We start from the raw sequence: 23543 nt of genomic DNA on the forward strand, positions 1-23543 counted from the left end.
ATGACGGGGCAGAAACCGGTCTCGATCACTCGGTGCCGATTTTTTCGAGGTCGTAAGGCGTCGTCTGGTAGATCTCGTTAATCCAGTTTCCAAACAGCAGATGCGCATGACCGCGCCAGCGGTTGAGCGGAGCCAGCGTATCGTCGTTGTGCGGAAAATAGTCGTGCGGCATCTTGATGGGGATGCCGGCATCGACATCGCGGAAATACTCGTCGGCAAGCGAGGTGGAATCGTATTCGACGTGGTTAAACATGAACAGCCGCCGTCCGGCCCGCTCATGCACGAGGCAGAGGCCCATTTCGTCTGATTCCATCAGGATCTCGAGGTCACTGCCGGCCTTTTCAACATCCTCCCGACGAACTTCCGTCCAGCGCGACACCGGCACCTGGAAATCGTCGGAGAAGCCGTTGAGGTAGACGGAGGCCGGCGACAGGTTGCGGTGGCGATAGACCCCAAACGCCTTTTCCTTCAGCCCGTGCTTCGGAACGCCGTGGAAATGATAGATCGCGGCCATCGCCCCCCAGCAGACATTCATGGTGGAATGCACGTTGGTGGTGGTCCAGTCGAAAATTTCCTTCATCTCCTGCCAGTAGGTGACGTCTTCGTAGGGCAGGGTTTCTACCGGCGCGCCGGTGATGATGAAACCGTCGAATTTGCGGTGCTTCACCTCTTCCCACGTCTCGTAGAACGACAGGAGATGTTCTTCCGACGTGTTCTTGGCCTTGTGGCCGCCGATGCGAACCAGGGAAAACTCGACCTGCAGCGGCGAGGCGCCGACAAGGCGCGCCATCTGCACCTCGGTCTTGATCTTGTTCGGCATGAGATTGAGGAGGCCGATCTGCAGCGGCCGGATGTCCTGGCGCACGGCCATCGTTTCGGTCAGCACCCGCACGCCCTCGGAAACGAGCGTATTGAAGGCAGGCAGCGTATCGGGGATCTTGATCGGCATCTCTTCAACCCAAAAACAAAAAGCCGGCACGAAAAATCGCAGCCGGCCCGTGGGAAGTTTTGGAAACTCTTCTCGCGGCCCTTTAGCGACTTTTTTTACGTGGCTGCAAGCCGGCCGGCCAAATCACCACGGAATTTCGACTTTTCAAATAATCCTTGCCACGCCCGCCGTCAATGGCAGCAAAAATACCCGCTTTCGCCGCATCAATGCGACACGCGCCTTTCCCTTGTCAGCCGGTTTAGGATAAGGGCATGGGCAATGGCCAACTCGACCTTCACGATCCTGCTCGGCGGTGACCTCACCGTAACCGACCGACTGCAAAAGGCAGTTGCCGCAAGCCGCTTCATCGCGGCCGACAGCGGCATGCGCCATGCAGAGGCGCTGGGTGTGATGCCGGAGCTCTGGGTGGGCGATTTCGATTCCTCCGACGCAGACCTGATCGAGCGCTATCCCGATGTCGAGCGCCGGACCTATCCGCCGGAAAAGAACGAGACGGACGGCGAGATTGCAACGGCCGAAGCGATCGAACGCGGCGCGACGCGGCTCATCCTGATCGGCGCACTGGGCGGAGAACGCTCCGACCATGCGCTCCAGCATTTTCTGCATGCGATGAGCCTTGCCGAACGCGGCCATGACGTTTTCCTGACATCCGGCGAGGAAGAGGCCGTGCCGTTTCTCACCGGCACGAGGACGCTCGACCTGCCCAAGGGCGCGTTGTTTTCCGTCATCGGTTTTACCGGCCTTGCAGGCCTCGACATTCTTGGCGCGCGCTATCCTCTCAAGGATTACACGCTGCCCTTCGGCTCTTCCCGCACCGTATCCAACGTTGCAGAAGGGCCGGTCCAATTACATTTACGTGACGGCAAGGCGATGATCCTTGCCCGTCCAAACGATTTTTCCGGAGCATAGACGCCGCATGGCACCGCCTATTCTGAAACTCGACGATATCGTTCTAACCTTCGGCGGCACGCCGCTTCTCAACGGAGCTGCCCTGCAGGTGGAGCCGGGCGACCGCATCTCTCTCGTCGGCCGCAACGGGTCGGGCAAATCGACGCTGATGAAGATCGCCGCCGGCATGGTGGAAGCACAGTCGGGCGAGGTTTTCCGGCACCCCAATGCGACGATCCGCTATCTCGAACAGGCGCCGGATTTCGCTGGTTACAAAACCGTGCAGGCCTATGCGGAAGCGGGGCTTGGACCGGGCGACGACCCCTACCGCGTCACCTATCTGCTGGAGAATCTGGGCCTGACAGGAGAGGAAGATCCGGTCAGGCTTTCCGGTGGCGAGGCGCGACGCGCAGCACTTGTCCGCGTCATGGCACCGGAACCTGATATCCTGATGCTGGACGAGCCGACCAACCATCTCGATCTTCCGACCATCGAATGGCTGGAAGACGAGCTGCGCAAGACCCGCAGCGCACTGGTCGTCATCAGCCATGACCGTCGCTTTCTCGAAAAAGTGTCCAACGCCACCGTCTGGCTGGACCGCGGCACGTCCCGCCGCCTGTCGCGCGGTTTCGGCCATTTCGAAGCCTGGCGCGACCAGGTTCTCGAAGAGGAAGAGATCGAGCAGCACAAGCTCGGCAAGGCAATCGAGCGCGAAGAACACTGGATGCGCTACGGCGTGACCGCAAGGCGCAAGCGCAACATGCGCCGCGTCGGCGAACTGCAGGCCATGCGTGCCGACTACCGTGGCCACAAGGGACCGCAGGGCTCCGTCCAGGCCTCCGTCGCCGAAGGTCGCGAGTCCGGCAAGTTGGTGGTGGAAGCGGAAAACATCACCAAGACCTATGACAAGCCGATCGTTGCGCCATTCTCGATCCGCATTCATCGCGGCGACCGGATCGGCCTGGTTGGTCCGAATGGCGCTGGTAAGACGACGCTTCTCAAGATGCTGACGGGTCAGCTTGCTCCCGACAGCGGCTGGATCAAGCTCGGCACCAATCTCGAAATTGCCACGCTTGACCAGAAGCGCGAGGACCTCGACCCCGCAGATACGCTGTCTCACTACCTGACAGACGGCCGCGGCGAGACGCTGCTAGTCAACGGCGAACAGCGGCATGTGGCGGGCTACATGAAGGATTTCCTGTTCCAGCCGGAACAGATCCGCACGCCGATCAAGAACCTCTCCGGGGGCGAGCGCGCGCGCCTGATGCTGGCCCGCATGCTGGCCAAACCCTCGAATCTTCTGATCCTCGACGAACCGACCAACGACCTCGACATCGAGACGCTGGACCTCTTGCAGGAAATCGTCGCGGGCTATGCCGGCACCGTCATTCTCGTCAGCCATGACCGCGACTTTCTCGATCGGACCGTGACTTCGACGATCGCCCCGACAGACCCGGATGCCCCTGATGGCCGCTGGATCGAATATGCGGGCGGCTATACCGACATGCTGCAGCAGCGCAAAGGCATGGCCGACGAAAAGCGCCGCGCCGATAAGGCGGAAAAGGCGAAAACGGACAGCACTGCTCCGGCTGCCACCAAGTCAAAGGGCAAGCTCTCCTTCAAGCAGAAGTTCGCGCTGGAAAACCTCCCCAAGGACATGGCCAAGGCGCAGGACGAGATCGCTACATCCGAACGGAAGATGGCCGATCCCAAACTCTTCGCCAAAGACCCGTCGGCATTTTCAAAGCTTGCCGCAGAGACGGCAAAACTACGCGATCGTGTCGCCAAAATGGAAGAAGAATGGCTGGAGCTTGAGATGCTCCGAGAACAGATTGAAGGATAGTTAAAGAATTCCTATACTTAACAAATAAATATCCACCGTTTTATTTATCGCGAGCCGGAACAAACATTCCCCGGTGACGTTCGGCATCCATCAAGTGGTCGAAATGCGTAGTGCGGTATGAATGCCGACATGCCGACCAGATGGAAACAAAACGGTTAGGAATGTCCAATGCTGACTAATGTGATGCGTCGTCGGCTGGCGAGTGATGCAATGGAACAGCGCGTTCTGATCGTCGAGGACGAATTCCTGATCGCGCTTGATGTTGCCGAGACTGTCGAGAGCATGGGTCTCAAGGTTGCAGGCTTTGCCAGCGCACGCAAGCACGCCCTGTCGCTCGGTGCATACGCCGATATCGCGCTGGTCGACGTCAATCTCTCCGACGGCCGGACCGGTCCGGAAATCGGACGCGAACTCGCTGCCGAATACGGCCTGACGGTCATCTTCATGACGGCCAATCCGGAAGACGTGAAAGACGGCGTCGAGGGATCGCTCGGCGTTCTGACCAAGCCCGTGATGCCGCATGTGGTAGAGCAGACAATCGACTATGCCATCGCCAACCGTCTCGGCGGCATGGCGATCGTGCCGCGTGACCTCAAGATATTCCGCAACGACTCCCAGTCAGGCTACGCGCTCAACGCGTGAACCTTGTTGCCAAAGAACTACTAGCAAGAAAGCCGTCCGGCACCCCGGGCGGCTTTCTTGCTATCGCGACTGCTATCGCACGATGCCCCTCGGTCCTTGGCCATGAACGCAAGACGGCAGCGGTTCGACACCACTTGCCAGACAATTCCTTCACCGGTACATCTAGTCCCGCTCTAACGGGGTGCTGCGCGGTAACGTGCGGCTGAGAGGCTTTCAGCCAACCCGCGGAACCTGATCCGGCTAACACCGGCGGAGGGATTAGACGGCTCACGCTCAGCGCCTATTCCCCTTGTAGATTGATTTTGAAGGAGGCGTTGATGCGCAAACTCTTGCTATCGCTCACCGTGGCTGCGGCCACCATCATCCTGTCGCCGGCCGCAAGGGCCGAGGACAAGGTGCTGACCATCTACACCTATGAAAGCTTCACCGCCGACTGGGGCCCCGGCCCCAAGGTGAAGGCCGCTTTCGAAAAGACCTGCGCCTGCAAGGTCGAATTCGTGGCTGTCGCCGATGGCGTCGCACTTCTGACCCGGCTGAAGCTGGAGGGTGAGACGACCAAGGCCGATATCGCGCTCGGGCTCGACACCAACCTGATTTCGGAGGCGAAGGCGACCGGCCTATTCGAACCGCATGGACTGCAGGCATCCTCCGGCAATGGCGGGATCAGCGTTCCCGGCAATTACGCCGACGATACGTTCCTGCCCTATGACTACGGTCATTTCGCCGTCGTCTACGACACGAAAACCATCAAGAACCCGCCGAAGAGCCTGAAGGAACTGGTGGAGGGCGATCCTTCGCAGAAGATCGCGATCGAAGATCCGCGCACCTCGACACCCGGCCTCGGCCTGCTTTTGTGGATGAAATCAGTCTATGGCGACAAGGCGCCGGAAGCCTGGGCAAAGCTGAAGGGCCGCATCCTGACCGTCACGCCCGGTTGGTCGGAAGCCTACGGCCTGTTTACCAAGGGCGAAGTGCCGATGGTGCTGTCCTATACGACCTCGCCTGCCTATCACATGGTGGAGGAGAACGAGAACCGTTACCAGGCGGCCGCGTTTTCCGAGGGCCATTACGTGCAGATCGAAGTGGCCGGCATGCTGAAGGGCGCCCGTGACAAGGATCTCGCCCGTGACTTCCTCAAATTCATGGTGTCGCAGGGTTTTCAGGACGTGATCCCCACTACCAACTGGATGATGCCGGTGACGAAGACGTCGCAGCCGCTGCCCGACGCTTTCGGCAAGCTGGTCATGCCGGAAAAGACATTCCTGATGGGATCCGACGAAGTCGCGAAGAACCGCCAGGCATGGATCGACGAATGGCTGAACGCCATGAGCATGAACTGATCGGCTGAACCGGGCATGCTGCTGACCGCTGCCGAGCGAAGACGGGGGATTTCCGGAGGGGTGCTGAGCCTCGTCGCGATCGCGCTTTTCGTCGGCATCGCGGTCTCGGCCCTGCTGCTCTGGGATGCCCCTGAAACGCAGGGGCGATTGTTCACGGCCTATACCGGCCGCATCCTGCAGTTCACGCTGTGGCAGGCGGTGCTCTCGACCCTGTTCTCTGTGTGTCTGGCGCTTCCCGTAGCGCTGTCACTGGCAAGACGGCCGCATTTCATCGGCCGTATCTGGATCGTGCGGCTGATGGCGTTGCCGATGGGTCTGCCGGTTCTGATCGGTGCGCTGGGTCTGATCGGCATCTGGGGGCGCCAGGGCGCGGTCAATAGTTTCCTCTCGACATTGGGGCTTGAGCAGCCGATCAGCATTTACGGCCTGACCGGTATTCTCCTCGCCCATGTCTTCTTCAACCTGCCGCTGGCCGCCCGCCTGTTTCTCGTGGCGCTCGAGCGGCAGCCTGCGGAATACTGGCTGCTCTCCACCAGCCTCGGCATGAAGCCGTTGTCGATCTTCCGTTTCATCGAGGGGCCCGCTCTCATCCGGGTCGTGCCGGGCATTGCCGGGCTGATCTTCATGCTCTGCGCCACCAGTTTCACGCTGGTCCTGATTCTGGGCGGCGGGCCGGCGGCGACGACGCTGGAAGTGGCGATCTACCAGTCGCTGCGCTTCGATTTCGATCCGCCGCGTGCCATCGGACTGGCGGTGCTACAGATCGCCGTGACGGGCCTGATCCTCGCCGCTCTCGCGTTTCTCCCCGCCCCCGACGGCACACATGTAACTGCCGGCCGCGCCACCCGCCGCTTCGATGGACGGACATGGGGCGCAAGGCTGTGGGACGGCTCAACCATCCTCGCTGCGACCCTGTTCCTCATCCTGCCGCTCGCCTCGATCTTCCTAGCCGGCATCAAGGCCGATCTCTGGCGGCTGGCGTCCAGCCCCGCATTCCTCAACGCCGCCTATACAAGCCTGTCGATCGCGCTCTTGTCCGGGCTGCTGGCCGTCAGCGTCGCATTGGCGATCATCCATGCGCGCATTGCCATAAGGGATCTCCGTCATCCCGGCATCCCGGCGCGCGGGCTGGCGGCGATGCTGGGTGCGACGTCGTCGCTGGTGCTGCTGGTGCCGCCGGTCGTGATCGGGACAGGCTGGTTCCTGCTGCTTCGCCCGTTCGGAGATGTCTCGCGTTTTGCCCCCGCACTGGTCGCGGCCATCAACATGCTGATGGCCCTGCCCTTCGTGATGCGGGTGCTGGAACCGGCGATCGAGGATCATCGGCGGCAGACGGCACGCCTGGCCGCGAGCCTCGGCGTAACAGGCTTCTCGAGGCTGCGGCGGATCGACCTGCCCTTCCTGATCGGCCCAATCCTTACGGCACTGTCGTTTGCCATGGCGCTCTCGCTCGGCGATCTCGGTGCTGTGGCCCTGTTCGGATCCTCGGAACTGACGACCCTGCCCTGGCTCGTCTACAGCAGACTATCCAGCTACCGAACCAACGACGCCGACGGGCTTGCCCTGCTTTTAGGCATGATATGTCTGGCGCTGACGATCCTCGGAAGTCTGAGCCGCCGAAAGGGATACGATGGCTGACAGCATCCGCCTGGAAAAGATCGCGCTGCAACTCGGCACCAAACGGTTCAGCTTCGATATTGCCATGACCGACGGCGCGATTACCGCCGTGACCGGGCCGTCTGGTTCGGGGAAATCGACCCTCTTGAACCTGATCGCGGGCTTCGAGATACCGGAGTCCGGCCGCATCCTGATCGCGGGCGAGGACGTGACCCACGCCCACCCCTCAAAGCGGCCGATTTCGCTGGTGTTCCAGGACAACAATCTGTTCGCCCATCTCGACCTCGTCACCAATATCGGCCTCGGCGTCGATCCGTCCCTCAAGCTTTCGCGTGAGGACAGGGCGAGAATTTCGCAGTCACTCGAGCGTGTCGGGCTTGCAGGATTCGAGACGCGCAAACCGGGAACGCTGTCCGGCGGCGAGAGGCAGCGCGCTGCCTTCGCGCGGGTGCTGGTGCGAAAGAGAACCGTCCTTTTGATGGACGAGCCGTTTGCGGCGCTTGATCCTGAACTTAGGTCGTCGATGGCGTCGCTGCTTCTGGACCTGCACCGCGAAACCGGCAATACGGTGGTGATCGTCAGCCACGACCGCGCCGAGGTTCAGAAGCTTGCCGACGTGGTGGTCGCCGTCGGCGATGGTACCATCGTCAACTCCGCCGCAAACACGGCTATTCCTTACGCCCGCTAGAGGCCAGTCGACGGAGCGTCGTCACGAATAGAGACAGGCGAAAACCAACGTTATCGCAGTGCCACAATTTGGTCTTGCGGCGATGTCATCGCCTTGGTTTATCAGAAGTCAATTGCAAACGCGCCGGCTGAACCTATCTCTTTTATCTGTGCATGCGATGCGAAAATCGGTACGAAGCGAAGGTGAACAGGACTGACGGTGCAGAAGACACGGATCAAAACACGCGAGGACGCGACACCCGGCAGGACCGGGCAGACCAGCGCACCGCGCCGTTGGAGACGCTTTGCCGTCGTGTTGCTCGCAGGTGCAGCACTCGCAGGCTGTCAGTCCGTGTTCGACCAGGCCTATACGCCGAACGTTTCTCCATCAGACTCGCCTCAGATCGTCGACGAAGTTCAAAAGAACGATCCGCGGGCGCAGATGGGTGCACGCGAGCATCCCCGAATCGTTGCAAGCTATGGCGGCGAATATCGTGACGCAAAGACCGAACGGCTGGTTGCTCGGATTGCCGGTGCGCTGACCGCTGTTTCGGAAAATCCGACGCAATCCTTCCGCATCACTATCCTCAATTCCCCGGCGATCAATGCCTTCGCCCTGCCCGGTGGCTATCTCTACGTCACGCGTGGACTGCTGGCGCTCGCCAACGACGCTTCGGAAGTTGCGGCCGTGCTGTCGCACGAGATGGGACACGTCACCGCCAACCACGGCATCGAACGCCAGCGGCGCGAGGAAGCTGAAGTAATCGCCAGCCGGGTGGTCGCCGAGGTGCTGTCCAGTGACATCGCCGGCAAGCAGGCGCTTGCCCGCGGAAAGCTGAGACTTGCGGCGTTCTCCCGCCAGCAGGAACTGCAGGCGGACGTGATCGGTGTGCGGATGCTGGGCGAAGCTGGCTACGACCCTTACGCCGCTGCGCGCTTCCTCGATTCGATGGCGGCCTATGCGCGCTACTCGGCGGTTGATCCCGACAGCGACCAGAGCCTGGACTTCCTGTCCAGCCACCCGAATTCCGCCCAGCGCGTCGATCTGGCCCGCCGGCATGCCCGCAATTTCGGCCAGGAAGGCGTCGGCGACAAGGGTCGCGACTATTTCCTCGCCGGCATCGACGGTCTTCTCTATGGCGACAGCCCCCAGGAGGGTTATGTCCGCGGCCAGACCTTCCTGCACGGGGGCCTTGGAATACGCTTCGACGTTCCGCCGGACTTCCGCATCGACAACAAGGTCGAAGCCGTGTTGGCGACGGGACCAGGCGAGACCGCGATCCGTTTCGACGGCGTCGCCGCTGGCGACACCAGCAGCTTGCCCAACTATCTGACCAGCGGCTGGGTGGCCGGGCTTCAGCCGGAAACCGTGCGCGAAACGACTGTCAACGGCCTGCCGGCCGCGACCGCACGCGCTTCCGCCGAACGCTGGGATTTCGACGTGACCGTGATCAAGGTCAACGACCAGATCTTCCGGTTCCTGACGGCGGTTCCGAAGGGCAGTCCCGCGCTCGACACGACCGCACAAATCCTTCGCAACAGTTTCCGCCGCATGACACAGCCTGAAATCGCGTCGCTGAAGCCGCTCCGCGTTCGCGTCGTGAGCGTCGGGCCACAGGATACGATGGCATCGCTCTCAAGCCGGATGATGGGCACCGACCGCAAGCTGGACCTGTTCAAGCTGATCAACGCCATTCCGGTCGGCGCGACATTGTCGCCGGGCCAAAAGGTCAAAATCATTTCCGAATGAGGCTTGTATAAAAGCTTCAAAGCGCGAAGGCCGTTTCAAGGGCCTGCGCGCTTTAAAGCATCGTATCGAGATGTCGCGACCGCCAGAGCGGCGCGGGCACAGTGTGTTTAGGACACAAGCGCCATCTGCGGATTTGCGGTGACGAGTGCCGACTTCAGCTTCTCGATCGCGCGGCTTTCGATCTGCCGCACACGCTCCTTGGAAATTCCGAGCTTGGCACCCAGCGCTTCCAGCGTCGCACCGTCATCCGTCAGCCTGCGGGCGCGGATGATCATCTTCTCGCGGTCGTTGAGCTTTGTGAGGGCACCCTGCAGCCATTTCAGCCGACGCTCGCCATCGATCATGCCGGAGACCTGCTCGTCCGGCAGTGGTTCGCCGCTGGCCAGCATGTCGAGGCGTTCGCCACTGTCGGCATCACCGGAAATCGTTGGAGCCTGAAGCGACGAGTCATTGCCGGAGAGACGGGCATCCATGGTCTGCACGTCGGAAACGCTGACGCCGAGTGCGACGGCAATTTCCTCATGGATGGCCTGGGCCGTGAGGTTGGAGTCGCCGCGGGCAAGTTTTGCGCGCAGGCGGCGCAGATTGAAGAACAGCGCCTTCTGGGCTGAACTCGTACCACCGCGAACGATCGACCAGTTGCGCAGGATATAGTCCTGCATGGAGGCACGGATCCACCAGCTGGCGTATGTGGAAAAGCGGACATCGCGGGCCGGTTCGAACCTTGCCGCAGCCTCAAGCAATCCCACATAACCTTCCTGAACGAGATCGCTCATGGGTAGACCGAACCCACGGAATTTCGACGCCATCGCGATGACGAGACGCATGTGGGCGAGTGCAATCTGGTTTCGAGCGCCCTGATCCTGGCGGTCTTTCCAACGGATTGCCAGATCACGCTCTTCCTCGCGGGCGAGATACGGAGCCGACATCGCTATCTTGATCATTGTGCGGTCTGCGGACATGGCTGTCATAGTGTTCTCCGTGGTGCCGTGATCGACAAAGGGCAGAACCAAAAAAAACGCTGAATTGCGGGATTACCGATATTCCAGCCTTGATTTTTGCGAATTTCTGCCGATGTCCCTCAAGTGTCTCGCGGAGGTCTTGGACCGGTTAGGCAATCGCCCCGCTATTGGTTAGGACGGAGAACACGCAGCACGATGCAGCATTAAATTCGCCGTTCCGGCGGGTTAACGCGCTTGTGTTGTAAAGGTTCCAACAAAAAACCCGGCACTAGGCCGGGTTTTTGGTGTTGTCTTTCAGCGACAAAATCAGGCTGCTTCTTCTTCCTGAGCTTCATCTTCCTCGACTGTCTTGCCGCGCTTGGGACCCTTGGCAAGGTTGACCTCGATCAGGCGAACAGCTTCCGTATCGGACATCTTGTTGACGGCGGCAATTTCGCGCGCCATGCGATCCAGCGCCGCTTCATACAGCTGACGCTCGGAATAAGACTGCTCGGGCTGGTTTTCGGCGCGGAAAAGATCGCGCACCACTTCTGCAATGGAAATCAGATCACCGGAATTGATCTTGGCATCATATTCCTGTGCGCGACGCGACCACATCGTGCGCTTCACGCGGGCCTTGCCCTGGACCACCTTCAATGCACGTTCGACGAAATCCGTCTCGGAGAGCTTGCGCATGCCGATGCTCAAGGCCTTGGCGACCGGAACCTTCAGGCGCATTTTGTCCTTTTCAAAATCGATCACGAAAAGCTCGAGCTTCATGCCCGCGACTTCCTGTTCTTCGATAGAGGTGATCGTGCCGACGCCATGCGCAGGATAAACAATCGATTCACCAGTTCTAAAGCCCTGGCGTGCGGGAGAATTCTTTTTCAGTTGGGTCGTCATTCGATTCACAAACTCCCTTTGACTCACCCGTTTTATCGGGTCTGGGGAAACCGGGTCTGTCAGGCCCGGATGAGACGGGGGAAACCGTCGGGACACTCCATACTGATCCGACAACGCGCGCAAAAACAGACCAACTCGCGAAACGGCGACGACAACATCAAAGTGTTGCAATGTCACGGGGAACGCGGGGAGCGATCTGTTTCTTTCGTGATGTTTTTCGGGCACGCGAGTGCCACCTTGTGGAACAGTGAGTAAGCTCTACCACAAAAAAGTGCGGAAATCAATAATTTGCTTTTATTCTTGCAAGCCGCATGACAGTCGGACAGTGCCCAACCAAAAGACAGCTGATTCGAGCGGGTGACGGGCGCACCGTCACCATCCGGGTTTAATCGCCGGAACCTGGCTCTGCCGAGAAGTACTTTTCATACTTGCCCTCTTCGCCGTCCATTTCCTTGGCCTCCGGAAGAGGATCCCGCTTCACGGTAATGTTCGGCCAGATCTGCGCGAAGTCGGAGTTTACCTTCAGCCACTTGTCGAGACCCGGTTCCGTGTCAGGCTTGATGGCCTCAGCCGGACATTCAGGCTCGCAGACGCCGCAATCGATGCATTCGTCCGGGTGAATGACCAGAAAGTTCTCACCTTCGTAGAAGCAATCGACCGGGCACACTTCGACACAGTCTGTGTATTTGCAGCGGATGCAATTGTCTGTCACGACGAATGTCATGCGAAACTCCGAATATCGCAGATTGCGGCACGCTGCCGACGAAAGGTGCGGCAGGCGAAAAGCCGGCAGACTTCAGCACTCAAGGAAGTCATGCTTTTCGAGTGTCACCTAATGCCTTTGCTGCAACTGCGCAAGAATAAACCGTGCGTAAAAACCGGGTCTTGAGGGCGGATTTTCTAAACCTAGTTTTCGCCCGCTTCGGGAAACAGGCGTTCGGTCTCCCGCCTTTCCTTCTTCGTCGGACGCCCGGAGCCCGGCAGGCGTTGCGCCTGCTCGAACGCCGTCAGCTTCTGGCGTTCCTCCGGAGGCGGCGTCAGATCTTCGTAAAGAAGCCGCGCCTCTTCGAATGGACCCCGCCGATCACCACCGGACTTGACGACCAGAACCACATCGCGCCGTTCCAGCTTGATGTCGAGGCGGTCCCCGGTCTTGACCTGATAGCTTGGCTGAGACACCAGCGCGCCGTTGATCCGGATGCAGTTGGACTGGATCAGCGACTGCGCGATGGAGCGTGACTTTGCCATTCGCGCGAAAAAGAGCCACTTGTCGATGCGCTGTCGCGAACCTGCATGCAGCTCTTTTTCAACCATGCGCCTACTTCTTCATCTGCTCCTTGAGAGCAGCAAGCTTGGCAAAGGGCGAATCCGGATCGATCGGCTTTTCCTTGCGCGGTGGCTTGGCCTCAAAGCGAGCGGGCTGTGGTCCCTTGTTACGGTCCGGACGATCGTTACGATCTCCGCGCTCGGGACGATCGCCCCGGTTTTCAGGACGACGGTTGTTGTTGTCGCGGTTCGGACGACCACCGTCACGGCGCTCGCCATCCCGACGACCATCGCGGCGGCCTTCCTTGGGAGCGGCTTCGCCCTGGGGGCGGGCTTCCTGGGTGCGGCCTGCTGAGGCAGCACCGGCATTGCGCTGACCCTGGCCGTTACCACGGCGATCACCCTGCTGTGGCCGACCACCCTGGCGCTGGCTATTCTCGCGACCGCCACCCGGGCGCCACAGGAGAACAGGCTTTGCTTCTTCGGGTTCGACGGCAGCGGCAGCTTCAGTCGAGGCGGCTGTCTCGGCCTGAGCGTCCGGCTCGGCCAATGCAGTTGCCTCAACGGTTTCAGCTTCCATGGACGCGGCGACGTCAGGCGCCGCAGCTTCTTCACTTGCAGCGTCTTCTGCAGGAGCAGCGTCTTCTGCAGAAGCAGCAGCCTCGGCAGGCGCCGCAACCTCAGCGGAAGCTTCGGTTGCTTCGACCTGATCGCCTTCGGCAGTCGGTGCGGCCTCGTCTGCTGCAGCCGTTGGCGTGGCAGGGGCAGCCGCAGCTGGCTCCTGGCCAGCCAGGAATGCCTGCGCCTCTTCAGGCTTCACGGCATCGGCGCGATAGCCGAGGCCTTTCAGAATTTCTTCCATATCGTCAGGCGTTGCGCCGAGGATCGACAGCATGGCTGTCGTCGTCACGAAGCGGCGACCGTCATAGGCGCCTTCCGGACGCGGGCTGGAGCCCGGCTTCCACTGCAGCAGCGGACGGATGAGATCGGCCAGACGCTCGAGAATGTCGATACGAACGGCACGCTTGCCGAGGAAGCGGAAACCGGCGAGCTTGTAGAAGGTACGCTCGAAAGCAGGATCCGCGACGACCGATGTGCGGCCGGCAGCAAGCGCCGGAATAAGATCGCCGTAACCCGGCTTGTCGATGCCGTCGTTCTTCAGCGCCCAGAGAAGCGTGATAAGCTCGGCCGGAGCAGGCTTCAGCAGTGCCGGCATGAACACATGGTAGGCGCCGAAGCGGATGCCGTAGCGGCGCATCGAAGCGCGCGCATCCTGATCGAGCGTCTTCACGTCTTCGGCAACATCGCGCCGGAACATGACGCCGAGGTTTTCGACCAGCTGGAAGGCCAGGCCCTTGGCGAGACCCTGCAGGTCTTCAGCGCGCGACAGATCGTCCAGCGGCTTCAGCACGGTCGCAATGTGATGGTTCACGAAACGCTCGATGCGCGCAACGACGTGTTCGCGGGCATTGCCGGTCAACTGCTCGTCGGCAAGCAGGATCAGGCGCGGGCGCATGATATGGTCGCTTGACGCAAGCCGGCCGACAGGTTCGCCGAGCCAGCGCACGGAACCGTCCGAGCCGACAGCAAGGTCGTTGTTGCCGGATGCATAAAGCCGCGCGGCGCGTGCCTCGAACTCCAGCGCAAGCGCCTTTTGCGCAGCACCCTGGACGGCCTTCGCATCGGGACCCTCCGTGCCGGCTATAGGCGTGAATCGGAATCCAGCCAATTGCCCCACATGATGGCCTTCGACGAAGACATCCCCATTCACACTGATTTCAGCTTCCAGCATCGCATTCTCTCTTAGGCGCTTCATGAGCACAGATGTCCTGCGATCAACAAAGCGTTTCGTCAACCGTTCATGTAACGCGTCCGACAACCTATCCTCGATTTCCCGTGTCTTTTCTTGCCAGTGTGTCGGATCGGCAAGCCAGCCAGGGCGGTTCGAAACATAGGTCCAGGTACGGATCTGCGCGATTCGGGCCGACAGGGTGTCGATTTCTCCGTCGGTCCGGTCGGCGCGGCGAACCTGTTCTGCCATGAATTGCTCGTTCACCGTGCCGAAGCGCACAAGATCCGAGAAAAGAGTCGAAATGAGGTCTGCGTGTTGCGCAGGGGCAATCCGCCGATAGTCCGGCAGAGCGCAGGCCTCCCACAATTTTTCCACCCGCTCCGGCGTTGTCGCCGTATCGCGGATTTCTGCGTAGCGCGACAGATAGTCGAGCGCCTGGATATCGATTGCCGGCAGCGCGCGGGCAAGCCCCGCCACGGTCGGCGGCCGGTCGAGACTGGCACGCAGAGCGGCAAGCGAGGAATAGTCGACGCTTTTCGTGCGCCACTGCAGCACTTTCACCGGCTCGAAATGATGGCCCTCGATCCGCTCGACCAGTTCGTCGTCGAACGGCTGGACCTGCCCGGTGACACCAAAGGTTCCGTCACGCAGGTGGCGGCCCGCACGCCCGGCAATCTGCGCCATTTCGGACGGATTGAGATTGCGGAACTGATAGCCGTTGAACTTGCGATCCTGAGCGAAGGCAACGTGATCCACATCGAGATTGAGGCCCATGCCGATCGCATCGGTTGCGACGAGATATTCCACATCGCCTTCCTGATAGAGAGCGACCTGTGCATTGCGGGTGCGCGGGCTCAAGGCGCCAAGCACGACAGCCGCACCACCGCGCTGGCGGCGGATCAGTTCGGCGATCGCATAGACCTCTTCCGCAGAGAAGGCGACGATCGCGGAACGCTGCGGCAGGCGGGTGATCTTTTTCTGACCGGCATAAAACAACTGCGAGAGGCGCGGCCGTTCGACCACGGTGATCCCGGGAAGCAGCCGTTCGAGGATCGGCCGCATGGTGCCGGCACCGAGCAGCAACGTCTCCTCGCGTCCGCGAAGATGCAGGATGCGGTCGGTGAAGATGTGCCCGCGCTCGAGATCGCCGGCCAGCTGTACCTCGTCGATAGCGACGAAGGCGGCCTTTGTCTCGCGCGGCATCGCCTCGACGGTGCAGACGGAAAAGCGCGCCATATGCGGCGTGATCTTTTCCTCGCCCGTGATCAGCGCGACATTGTGATAACCGACCTTCTCCACGACACGCGTATAGACCTCGCGTGCAAGCAGGCGAAGGGGCAGACCGATGACGCCGGAACCGTGCGCAACCATGCGCTCGATGGCATAATGGGTCTTGCCGGTATTGGTGGGGCCTAGCACGGCCGTGACGCCGCGGCCGCTGAGAATCATGGGCTGAGAATGCAAAGCCAGTTCCTGCTTATCCGCCGATGCGATCCTCCACGGAAACGCAATCGCAGTATCAGATGGCCATGCTCGACGATAAACGCAAGCCGATATGTTGTCCTCGACAAGGCGAGACCACGATTTCCAGGATCAACATGTGTACGATACGCACGCCAGTTTCATTCGAACAAACGTGAACGAATCGGCGACGATTGCGGATTCCGGAGCGTTCTCGATCTGTTTCGAACATTACCCGGCTTTCCGACGCATGGCCAAAGTGTAACCCGTTAACCACACTTCACGGGCGAGCTAGTGGTGAGTGGAACAAAAGTTCCCATGCTACGTTTTCTCGGCAATCCCAACCGGACATGTCGAGCCGGTAGGTCAGCGGAGTACAAGCCTATGCTCGGAACCATCCTACTTATCGTACTGATTTTGCTTTTGATCGGCGCGCTGCCGAATTGGGGGCACAGCCGGAACTGGGGTTATGGTCCGTCCGGCGGTCTCGGCCTCGTTGTGCTGATTATCATCATCCTCCTGCTGATGGGCAGGATCTAAAAGCGGCGAAGCCGCACGTTACCAAGGGAAGGAAAGTGACATGAAAAAAGTTTTGCTCGTCGGCGCTCTCGTCGGAATGCTGGCATCCTGCACATCCACTGAAAAGGGCACTGCGATCGGTGCTGCTTCGGGCGCCGTTATCGGTGGCGCTGTGACCAACAGCTGGGGTGGCGCTGCAGTCGGCGCTGTCGGCGGCGGTCTGGTTGGCGCTGCTATCGGCGAATCGCAGAAGCGCAACGGTTACTGCGTCTATCGCGACCGTTATGGCCGTACATACGAAGCGCGTTGCCGCTAAGTCCTGCGTTTAGTCGCAGAATAGAAACCGGCGTCCCATGGCGCCGGTTTTTTTGTATCCGCTTACCCGGCGAAATACTGACCGCCATTTGCGCTGAGCGTAGACCCGGTAATGAATCCGGCTTCTTCAGAGGCTAGAAACAGCACGCAGCGGGCGATTTCTTCCGGCTCTCCCAACCGTCCGACAGGGATCTGCGGGATGATCTTTTCGTCCATCACCTTTTGCGGGATGGCACGCACCATGTCGGTTCCGATATAGCCGGGGCAGATCGCATTGACGGTGATGTTCTTCGAGGCCCCTTCTTGAGCCAGTGCCTTGGTAAAGCCGAGATCGCCCGCCTTGGCGGCGGAATAGTTCACCTGCCCCATCTGGCCCCTCTGGCCATTGATCGAGGAGATGTTGATGATGCGGCCGAAGCCGCGCTCGCGCATGCCGGGCCAGACCGGATGGGTCATGTTGAACAGGCCGGAAAGGTTGGTATCAATGACCTCCTTCCACTGCTGTGGCGTGATCTTGTGAAACATGCCGTCGCGGGTGATTCCGGCATTGTTGACGAGGACGTCGACAGGCCCGAGCTGCGCTTCGACTTCAAAGATGCCCTTCACGCAGGCATCGTAATCCGACACGTCCCACTGGAACACCGGAATGCCCGTCGCCGCGTGAAACTGCGCCGCCTTTTCGTGATTGCCCGCAAAATTGGCGGCCACCGAATAGCCGGCGGCCTTCAGGGCGGTGGAGATCGCAGCGCCAATGCCCCGCGTGCCTCCTGAAATCAACGCGATACGCGCCATGTAAACTTCCTTTCATACCGTCGCCGCCGTCAGCGTAACGGAACTGCTCACGCCGATAACGTGGGCAGCTGCCACCGAGTGCTAGAGCGCTTCCAGACACATGGCGACGCCCATACCGCCCCCGATGCAGAGCGTCGCAAGCCCCTTTTTCGCGCCACGGCGCTTCATTTCGAACAGCAGCGTATTGAGAATTCGCGCACCCGACGCACCGATCGGGTGACCGATGGCGATCGCTCCGCCGTTGACATTGACCAGCGACGGATCGAGGCCCAGATCCCGCGTGACCGCGCAGGACTGTGCGGCAAACGCCTCATTCGCTTCGATCAGGTCGACATCGCCGATTTTCCAACCGGCTTTTTCCAGCGCGCGACGCGAAGCCGGGATGGGGCCGGTTCCCATGATCTGCGGATCGACGCCGGCGGTGGCCCAGGAGACGATGCGCGCGAGCGGCGCAATGCCACGACGACCGGCTTCGTCCTCCGTCATCAGCAACGCCGCAGCTGCGCCATCGTTGAGGCCGGATGCGTTGGCGGCAGTCACTGTGCCTTCCTTGTCGAAGGCCGGCCGAAGCTTCGCCATCCCCTCCAAAGTCGCACCGGCACGGATGTATTCGTCGTTCTCGACGCGCAACTCGCCCTTGCGGGTCTGGATCAGGAACGGAACGATCTCGTCCCTGAAGCGGCCAGCAACCTGCGCTGCCTCCGCTTTGTTTTGCGAGGACACCGCGAACTGATCCTGCTCCTCACGCGACAACTGCCACTGGCGGGCGATGTTTTCAGCGGTGATACCCATGTGATAGCCGTAGAACGCGTCGGTCAGGCCATCCTTGATCATCGTATCGATCATCTTGAAATCACCCATCTTCACGCCGCCGCGTAAGTGTGCGCAATGCGGGGCCATCGACATGGATTCCTGGCCTCCCGCGACGATGATTTTGGCGTCGCCGAGCGCGATCTGCTGCATGCCCAGTGCGACCGCACGAAGACCGGAACCGCAGAGCTGGTTGACGCCCCAGGCCGTCGCCTCCTGCGGCACCCCGGCCTTCATCGCCGCCTGGCGGGCGGGGTTCTGTCCCTCGCCGGCAGGAAGGACCTGGCCCATGATGACCTCGTCCACTTCACCCGCCTCCACGCCACCGCGCGCCAGCACCTCCTTGATCACCGCGCCACCGAGTTCGTGTGCGGGGACGTTTGCAAATGCGCCATTGAACGAGCCGACGGCCGTTCTTGCTGCGGCTGCGATAACGATGGATGGATTGGACATGATGTCTCCTCTTTCCGTTTCTTGGCACCGAGACTGGCAAAGCCTGAGCGCCCTGTCAAACGCCCGGTTTTCGCCCGAAACACCCGGTTTTTCATCGATTTGCTGCGCAGCATGGTGATCCATCGCGGCGCACAAATCGATTGTCAGTTGCGCCAATTTAAGCTTACATTCGAGGCGGGAGAAGATGCCAAGCACTAATAATCGCGCGAATGGCGAAGTGGAGGGAAATCATGGCAAAGACCGAAGGTGACGTGACGATCAAGAAATACGCTAACCGGCGTCTCTACAACACCGGAACAAGCACATACGTGACGCTCGAAGACTTGGCTAAAATGGTCAAGAAGGGCGAGGTATTTACGGTTCAGGATGCCAAGACGGGCGAGGACATCACGCACTCGGTTCTGACCCAGATCATTTTCGAGCAGGAGTCCAAGACGGGAAACACGCTTCTGCCGGTGTCCTTCTTGCGACAGCTGATTTCCTATTACGGTGATCAGATGCAGATGGTGGTGCCGACCTTCCTCGAACACTCGATGAAGACGTTTACGGACCAGCAGGTGCAGATGCGCGAGCAGATGACGAGTGCGTTCGGTGACACGCCGATCGCCAAGAACCTGCATCTTCCGATGCAGATGATGGAAGAACAGGTGCGGCGCAATACGGACATGTTCCGTCAGGCCATGCAGATGTTCGCGCCCTTTGCCGGTGCCGCGACGCCGCCTCAGCACCAGTCCGCCCCACCATCGGGCAAGAAGGCGGAAGCCAAGGACATCGACGAACTGAAGGAGCAGCTCCGCGCGCTTCAGGGTCGTCTCGACAGCATGAGCACCTGAACGGCACCTGCTGCGGGAAGAAACGCGCCTTACCGAGCGCGCAACAAAAAAGGCCGGCAAAGCCGGCCTTTCAAGCAATCATCAGAAAAGCTTATGCGCTTTCCTTCGGCGTCAGAACCTGACGGCCGCGGTACATACCGGTCTTGAGATCGATATGGTGCGGACGGCGCAGTTCGCCGGAGTTCTTGTCCTCGAACAAATGTCGGGGTCTTGAGAGCGTCAGCAGAGCGGCGCATACCGCGCTTCGACGGGCTCGTTTTTCTTTTAGGTACAGCCATTTTCGTTACTCCACTTCGTGCAAAACAGGGATTTCCGGCCGGAACTGAGGCCGAACATTCCATGTCTCGATCTCGGAAATTTGGCGCGCTTATACATGCCAACCGGGTACTTGACCAGTCCCTGCAGGAATATTGGCGGGATTTTTTCGCAAACCACGCCGAAACACCTCAGGCCTCGTCTTCTTCGACGATTGCTGTCTCCTGAAGGGCCGCTTCCTGCCATGAAACCCAGGCCGGATGCGACGTCATGGCTTCCATATACGCAAGCGTGTCGGCGTCGTCTACCAGATCATAGACCGCAACGCGATTGACGACCGGCGCGAACATCGCGTCCGCTGCGGTAAAGTCGCCAAACAGGAACGGACCGCCGGATTTTGCCCGCAGTTCCCGCCAGATGGTTTCGATCCGCGCGACGTCGTCCATCACCCCGTCGGGGAGATCGATGCGGCGCTTCGGCCGGCGAAAATTCATCGGGCAGGCATTGCGCAGCGCCCGAAAGCCAGACAGCATCTCCATCGAGATGGAGCGAGCGACGGCACGATCCGCAGCTGACGTCGGCCAGATCCCGCTTTCCGGAAACAGCTCGGCTGCGTATTCGATGATCGACAGCGACTGCCAGACGCGCACGTCGCCATGATGCAGAACCGGCACCTGGGCATTGGGCGAGATCGTCTTGTAGCGTGGATTGCCTGCCGGATAATCGAACGGGATTAGCACTTCCTCGAAAGGAACGCCGGCAGCGGTCAGCGCAATCCAGGGCCGGAAGGACCAGGACGAATAGTTCTTATTTGCGATATAGAGGACGAATTTTTCCATCGGCGCAATTTCCATCAGGTCTCGGAATCGAAAATCATCAGTTCGTGGAAATGGTTCATGTCCTCGAACGAGCAGAATGCCGGCGGCCGCAATTCCAGAACAGGAACCGCGCGCTTGATCTCAGCAGTCACCTCGTCGAGCATCGCCTGCCAGGCCGGCAGCGCTGCATCCGACAGGCGCTCGATCACATAGGCAAAGGTAATGTGAAACGCATAGTCGTCGTGATCCGGATGGCGATAACCGAGGAGCCGCGCCAGCGCATCGCGCCAGGCCTTCATCGCCCTGCAATCATTCTCGGACCTCCCCTCGACCACGAGACCCGACGGCTTGGCGCTTTTCACGGTGACCTGGAACGGATCCAGCGTCGAGAAACCTTCGAGCCGAGCCGCCTTGATTTCCGTCATGTCCTCGATCGGCGTTTCGAGCGGCATATCGTCCGGCCAGAAGCGAGGCTTGCGGCGATGCTCGATGACACCCTGGAACAGCGTCATGTGCAGGCTGGTGATCGGCGTGAAAAGAAAACGCTCAGCTTCCGGCATCTCGAGATAGCGCGCGCGTGCCGACACAAGCAGCGCCTGCGTTGCCGATCCTTTTTCCAGATGGCAGACGATCGTGTTGCCGGGCTCGGGCAGAAAGCCGCCTCGCCGTACGTAACGCGTTCCGAGCCGCGGCGGCGGTTTTGGATTGTGCGTCGCCGAGTATTTGAGGAGATCGGGCGAAATCAGTCTGGCATCCATCGGCGGTCCACTTTCTTCGTAAACGCACTCACAAAGCGTGCTCGATGCGCTCTTAAGCCAGCGTCGATACTGACAGATGACATGGGGGACGTTTAACGCTTAGTTTTGACGTCACCCATAAATGCATTTGATGTAATCGCTCGATGCGCGGGCGCGCCGTTCCACGACACCTGCCAGCCGCTGCATTCCGCGGCTGGGCTTGCTCGCGACCCGCGTGTGCGGATTGGGAAGTGCGACGGCGAGCAACGCGGCCTGACGGGCACTCAGCTTGGCGGCTGGCACCTTGAAATGATACTGCGCCGCCGCTTCAGCCCCGTAGATACCAGGTCCCCATTCTGCGACGTTGAGATAGATTTCCATCAACCGCCATTTCGGCCAAATGAAATCCTCAGCCAGCGCCAGCGGCAGTTCCAGCCCTTTACGGATGAAGGAGCGGCCGTTCCATAAAAACAAGTTTTTGGCCGTCTGCATCGGAATGGTGCTCGCGCCACGCGTCGACTCGCCGTCCAGTGCATCCTGCACGACGCCGCGCATCTGGCGCCAGTCGACGCCGCCGTGGAAACAGAACTGGCCGTCCTCCGACATCATCACGGCCCGCACGAGATTGGGCGAGATGTCCTCGATATCAACCCACTGGCGGTCATACCCGCGCAGAAGAAACAGTTCCGACAGCATGAGGGTGGACACCGGCCGCGTGAATGGCAGCGCATAGACCGGGATGAGAAGATAGGGCAGCACCACCAGCGCAATGACGAACAGGATGACGCGCCGGAGCCACGTGGTGTTAGGCAGGCGAAACCGTCGTGCGGGCCTCACGGGTTCGTCTTCTTCGGCATGCTGTTCAGGTGCGATATCCAAGGTGCTTCTACCCGCCCGTTTAAAGTTTCATAGCCGGTGGCGCTTTCGAAGGCCAGTCCACCGGCTGAAACTTCGGCAATGCTGGTAAATCGACATTGCCTGTATCGTCGCCCCATGCCAAACAGCCCGGCATGAACACGACCGATCCTGCATTCGAAAGCCGGTTGAAAGACAGCGCAGTCGCCACCGAGGCGCTGCTTGTGTCGCTTCTTTCGGATCAAACGTTGCCCGACGAAGTCACGCGCCCGGCCCATCTGATGGCCGCGATGCGCCATGGTTCGCTGAATGGCGGAAAGCGCCTGCGACCGTTCCTGCTGCGCGAAAGCGCGCTTCTGCTTGGTGGGAACGAACAGGCCGCCATGCGCATCGGTGCCGCACTCGAATGTCTGCACTGTTATTCGCTGATCCACGACGACCTGCCCGCCATGGACGACGACGACCTTCGCCGTGGTCAGCCGACGGTCCACAGGGCATTCGACGAGGCGACCGCGATCCTTGCCGGCGATAGCCTGCTGACCTACGCCTTCGACATTATCGCAGCGCCTGAGACAGCTTTGCCAGACCGGGCGAAGACGGAACTGGTTCTGGCCCTTGCCCGCGCAGCCGGTTCCGGCGGCATGGTGGGTGGCCAGGCATTGGATCTGGCTGCGGAGAAATCGGCACCTGATGAGACAGGCATCACCACACTGCAGGCGATGAAGACCGGTGCGTTGATCCGCTTCGCCTGCGAGGCAGGTGCCATCATCGCCGGTGCAGATCAGGAACACCGTCAGCGCCTCAGAAAATTCGGCCAGGTCATCGGGCTTGCCTTTCAGCTCGCCGACGATCTTCTCGACATCACCTCCGATGCCGAGACCATGGGCAAGGCGACCGGCAAGGATGCCGCCCGCGGCAAGGGCACGCTGGTTGCCATGCATGGCACAGGCTGGGCGGAAGAGAAGCTCGATACGCTGACGGCAGAGGCCGTCGACCTGCTTGCGCCCTACGGCGAAAAGGCATTTATTCTGCAGCAGACGGCGCGCTTTATCGCCAGCCGTCAGAACTGACGAGACGGGACAACGGCAAGCCTCCCGG

At 60.4% G+C, this 23543-nt stretch carries 22 protein-coding genes, 1 pseudogene and 2 riboswitches; of the genes and pseudogenes, 11 read left to right on the forward strand and 12 right to left on the reverse strand.

Annotated elements, in window-relative coordinates:
- Positions 1–25 precede the first annotated feature (25 nt).
- Positions 26–949 carry a homoserine O-acetyltransferase MetA gene (metA, locus tag ACQY1K_RS15955; RefSeq protein ID WP_430257836.1) on the reverse strand — a complete coding sequence of 308 codons (924 nt, stop codon included), beginning with the start codon at positions 947–949 and terminating at the stop codon, positions 26–28.
- A 62-nt stretch (positions 950–1011) separates the two neighbouring features.
- A riboswitch (SAM riboswitch) is annotated at positions 1012–1089 on the reverse strand.
- A gap of 118 nt (positions 1090–1207) precedes the next feature.
- Between metA and ACQY1K_RS15960 the strand changes: the two genes are divergently transcribed.
- The 7 genes from ACQY1K_RS15960 to ACQY1K_RS15990 all read left to right on the forward strand — a co-directional run bounded on the left by ACQY1K_RS15960 (position 1208) and on the right by ACQY1K_RS15990 (position 9695).
- Positions 1208–1858: a thiamine diphosphokinase gene (locus ACQY1K_RS15960; RefSeq protein ID WP_430257837.1), complete on the forward strand. Its 651-nt coding sequence runs from the start codon at positions 1208–1210 to the stop codon at positions 1856–1858.
- A 7-nt stretch (positions 1859–1865) separates the two neighbouring features.
- Entirely contained in the window at positions 1866–3680 is a 1815-nt protein-coding gene (locus ACQY1K_RS15965) for an ABC-F family ATP-binding cassette domain-containing protein (RefSeq protein WP_430257838.1), read from the forward strand.
- Positions 3681–3848: 168 nt separating this feature from the next.
- The gene (locus tag ACQY1K_RS15970; RefSeq protein WP_062462225.1) at positions 3849–4322 is read left to right on the forward strand and encodes a response regulator; all 474 of its coding nucleotides are present in this window, start codon (positions 3849–3851) and stop codon (positions 4320–4322) included.
- 167 nt (positions 4323–4489) lie between these two features.
- Positions 4490–4597: riboswitch (TPP riboswitch) on the forward strand.
- 27 nt (positions 4598–4624) lie between these two features.
- Positions 4625–5662 carry a thiamine ABC transporter substrate binding subunit gene (gene thiB, locus ACQY1K_RS15975; RefSeq protein WP_430257839.1) on the forward strand — a complete coding sequence of 346 codons (1038 nt, stop codon included), beginning with the start codon at positions 4625–4627 and terminating at the stop codon, positions 5660–5662.
- A 15-nt stretch (positions 5663–5677) separates the two neighbouring features.
- On the forward strand, positions 5678–7300 hold the full coding sequence (thiP, locus tag ACQY1K_RS15980) for a thiamine/thiamine pyrophosphate ABC transporter permease ThiP (protein WP_430257840.1): 1623 nt from the start codon (positions 5678–5680) through the stop codon (positions 7298–7300).
- On the forward strand, positions 7293–7967 hold the full coding sequence (locus ACQY1K_RS15985) for an ATP-binding cassette domain-containing protein (protein WP_430257842.1): 675 nt from the start codon (positions 7293–7295) through the stop codon (positions 7965–7967). The genes thiP and ACQY1K_RS15985 overlap by 8 nt, the downstream gene beginning before the upstream one ends.
- A gap of 213 nt (positions 7968–8180) precedes the next feature.
- Positions 8181–9695: a M48 family metalloprotease gene (locus ACQY1K_RS15990; protein ID WP_113165693.1), complete on the forward strand. Its 1515-nt coding sequence runs from the start codon at positions 8181–8183 to the stop codon at positions 9693–9695.
- A gap of 107 nt (positions 9696–9802) precedes the next feature.
- Here the strand turns inward: ACQY1K_RS15990 and ACQY1K_RS15995 are convergent, their stop codons facing one another.
- The 5 genes from ACQY1K_RS15995 to ACQY1K_RS16015 form a co-directional block, all read right to left on the reverse strand.
- Positions 9803–10666: an RNA polymerase factor sigma-32 gene (locus ACQY1K_RS15995; RefSeq protein ID WP_062462213.1), complete on the reverse strand. Its 864-nt coding sequence runs from the start codon at positions 10664–10666 to the stop codon at positions 9803–9805.
- Positions 10667–10963: 297 nt separating this feature from the next.
- On the reverse strand, positions 10964–11539 hold the full coding sequence (locus tag ACQY1K_RS16000) for a CarD family transcriptional regulator (protein ID WP_062462212.1): 576 nt from the start codon (positions 11537–11539) through the stop codon (positions 10964–10966).
- Positions 11540–11924: 385 nt separating this feature from the next.
- Positions 11925–12263: a ferredoxin FdxA gene (gene fdxA / locus ACQY1K_RS16005; protein ID WP_062462209.1), complete on the reverse strand. Its 339-nt coding sequence runs from the start codon at positions 12261–12263 to the stop codon at positions 11925–11927.
- A gap of 182 nt (positions 12264–12445) precedes the next feature.
- A complete protein-coding gene (locus ACQY1K_RS16010) occupies positions 12446–12853 on the reverse strand; it encodes an RNA-binding S4 domain-containing protein (protein WP_062462206.1) in 408 nt (135 codons plus the stop codon).
- A gap of 4 nt (positions 12854–12857) precedes the next feature.
- Positions 12858–16067, reverse strand: a complete 3210-nt coding sequence (locus ACQY1K_RS16015) for a helicase-related protein (protein WP_430259047.1) — start codon at positions 16065–16067, stop codon at positions 12858–12860.
- 375 nt (positions 16068–16442) lie between these two features.
- On the opposite strand from ACQY1K_RS16015, the gene ACQY1K_RS16020 reads away from it, so the two are divergent.
- Positions 16443–16598: a DUF3309 family protein gene (locus tag ACQY1K_RS16020; RefSeq protein ID WP_082471964.1), complete on the forward strand. Its 156-nt coding sequence runs from the start codon at positions 16443–16445 to the stop codon at positions 16596–16598.
- Between the two features lie 40 nt (positions 16599–16638).
- Positions 16639–16893, forward strand: coding sequence for a glycine zipper domain-containing protein (locus ACQY1K_RS16025; RefSeq protein WP_062462199.1), 255 nt, complete (start codon positions 16639–16641; stop codon positions 16891–16893).
- Between the two features lie 62 nt (positions 16894–16955).
- Here the strand turns inward: ACQY1K_RS16025 and ACQY1K_RS16030 are convergent, their stop codons facing one another.
- Together ACQY1K_RS16030 and ACQY1K_RS16035 are read right to left on the reverse strand one after the other, a co-directional pair.
- The gene (locus ACQY1K_RS16030; RefSeq protein WP_430257843.1) at positions 16956–17684 is read right to left on the reverse strand and encodes a beta-ketoacyl-ACP reductase; all 729 of its coding nucleotides are present in this window, start codon (positions 17682–17684) and stop codon (positions 16956–16958) included.
- Positions 17685–17765: 81 nt separating this feature from the next.
- Complete coding sequence (locus ACQY1K_RS16035; protein ID WP_430257844.1) at positions 17766–18947, reverse strand: acetyl-CoA C-acetyltransferase; 1182 nt, start codon at positions 18945–18947, stop codon at positions 17766–17768.
- A gap of 230 nt (positions 18948–19177) precedes the next feature.
- On the opposite strand from ACQY1K_RS16035, the gene phaR reads away from it, so the two are divergent.
- Positions 19178–19780, forward strand: a complete 603-nt coding sequence (gene phaR / locus ACQY1K_RS16040) for a polyhydroxyalkanoate synthesis repressor PhaR (RefSeq protein ID WP_062462624.1) — start codon at positions 19178–19180, stop codon at positions 19778–19780.
- 91 nt (positions 19781–19871) lie between these two features.
- Here phaR and rpmF read toward each other — a convergent pair.
- The 4 genes and pseudogenes from rpmF to mtgA all read right to left on the reverse strand — a co-directional run bounded on the left by rpmF (position 19872) and on the right by mtgA (position 22469).
- Positions 19872–20058, reverse strand: a pseudogene (rpmF, locus tag ACQY1K_RS16045) (50S ribosomal protein L32).
- Positions 20059–20226: 168 nt separating this feature from the next.
- Complete coding sequence (locus tag ACQY1K_RS16050) at positions 20227–20874, reverse strand: glutathione S-transferase family protein (RefSeq protein ID WP_430257846.1); 648 nt, start codon at positions 20872–20874, stop codon at positions 20227–20229.
- A gap of 14 nt (positions 20875–20888) precedes the next feature.
- Positions 20889–21611, reverse strand: coding sequence for a DUF1868 domain-containing protein (locus ACQY1K_RS16055; RefSeq protein ID WP_430257847.1), 723 nt, complete (start codon positions 21609–21611; stop codon positions 20889–20891).
- A gap of 111 nt (positions 21612–21722) precedes the next feature.
- Complete coding sequence (gene mtgA, locus ACQY1K_RS16060; RefSeq protein WP_430257848.1) at positions 21723–22469, reverse strand: monofunctional biosynthetic peptidoglycan transglycosylase; 747 nt, start codon at positions 22467–22469, stop codon at positions 21723–21725.
- 131 nt (positions 22470–22600) lie between these two features.
- Between mtgA and ACQY1K_RS16065 the strand changes: the two genes are divergently transcribed.
- Entirely contained in the window at positions 22601–23515 is a 915-nt protein-coding gene (locus ACQY1K_RS16065; RefSeq protein ID WP_430257850.1) for a polyprenyl synthetase family protein, read from the forward strand.
- Positions 23516–23543: the final 28 nt, after the last annotated feature.

The sequence above is a fragment of the Neorhizobium sp. IRS_2294 genome (genome assembly GCF_050500145.1).
Taxonomy (GTDB): Bacteria; Pseudomonadota; Alphaproteobacteria; order Rhizobiales; family Rhizobiaceae; genus Neorhizobium; species Neorhizobium soli.

Coding starts and splice junctions, on each gene's coding strand:
- metA (WP_430257836.1), bottom strand. CDS start 949: ATGCCGATCAAGATCCCCGATACGCTGCCTGCCTTCAATACGCTCGTT.
- ACQY1K_RS15960 (WP_430257837.1), top strand. CDS start 1,208: ATGGCCAACTCGACCTTCACGATCCTGCTCGGCGGTGACCTCACCGTA.
- ACQY1K_RS15965 (WP_430257838.1), top strand. CDS start 1,866: ATGGCACCGCCTATTCTGAAACTCGACGATATCGTTCTAACCTTCGGC.
- ACQY1K_RS15970 (WP_062462225.1), top strand. CDS start 3,849: ATGCTGACTAATGTGATGCGTCGTCGGCTGGCGAGTGATGCAATGGAA.
- thiP (WP_430257840.1), top strand. CDS start 5,678: ATGCTGCTGACCGCTGCCGAGCGAAGACGGGGGATTTCCGGAGGGGTG.
- ACQY1K_RS15985 (WP_430257842.1), top strand. CDS start 7,293: ATGGCTGACAGCATCCGCCTGGAAAAGATCGCGCTGCAACTCGGCACC.
- ACQY1K_RS15995 (WP_062462213.1), bottom strand. CDS start 10,666: ATGACAGCCATGTCCGCAGACCGCACAATGATCAAGATAGCGATGTCG.
- ACQY1K_RS16000 (WP_062462212.1), bottom strand. CDS start 11,539: ATGACGACCCAACTGAAAAAGAATTCTCCCGCACGCCAGGGCTTTAGA.
- fdxA (WP_062462209.1), bottom strand. CDS start 12,263: ATGACATTCGTCGTGACAGACAATTGCATCCGCTGCAAATACACAGAC.
- ACQY1K_RS16010 (WP_062462206.1), bottom strand. CDS start 12,853: ATGGTTGAAAAAGAGCTGCATGCAGGTTCGCGACAGCGCATCGACAAG.
- ACQY1K_RS16020 (WP_082471964.1), top strand. CDS start 16,443: ATGCTCGGAACCATCCTACTTATCGTACTGATTTTGCTTTTGATCGGC.
- ACQY1K_RS16025 (WP_062462199.1), top strand. CDS start 16,639: ATGAAAAAAGTTTTGCTCGTCGGCGCTCTCGTCGGAATGCTGGCATCC.
- ACQY1K_RS16030 (WP_430257843.1), bottom strand. CDS start 17,684: ATGGCGCGTATCGCGTTGATTTCAGGAGGCACGCGGGGCATTGGCGCT.
- ACQY1K_RS16035 (WP_430257844.1), bottom strand. CDS start 18,947: ATGTCCAATCCATCCATCGTTATCGCAGCCGCAGCAAGAACGGCCGTC.
- phaR (WP_062462624.1), top strand. CDS start 19,178: ATGGCAAAGACCGAAGGTGACGTGACGATCAAGAAATACGCTAACCGG.
- ACQY1K_RS16050 (WP_430257846.1), bottom strand. CDS start 20,874: ATGGAAAAATTCGTCCTCTATATCGCAAATAAGAACTATTCGTCCTGG.
- ACQY1K_RS16055 (WP_430257847.1), bottom strand. CDS start 21,611: ATGGATGCCAGACTGATTTCGCCCGATCTCCTCAAATACTCGGCGACG.
- ACQY1K_RS16065 (WP_430257850.1), top strand. CDS start 22,601: ATGAACACGACCGATCCTGCATTCGAAAGCCGGTTGAAAGACAGCGCA.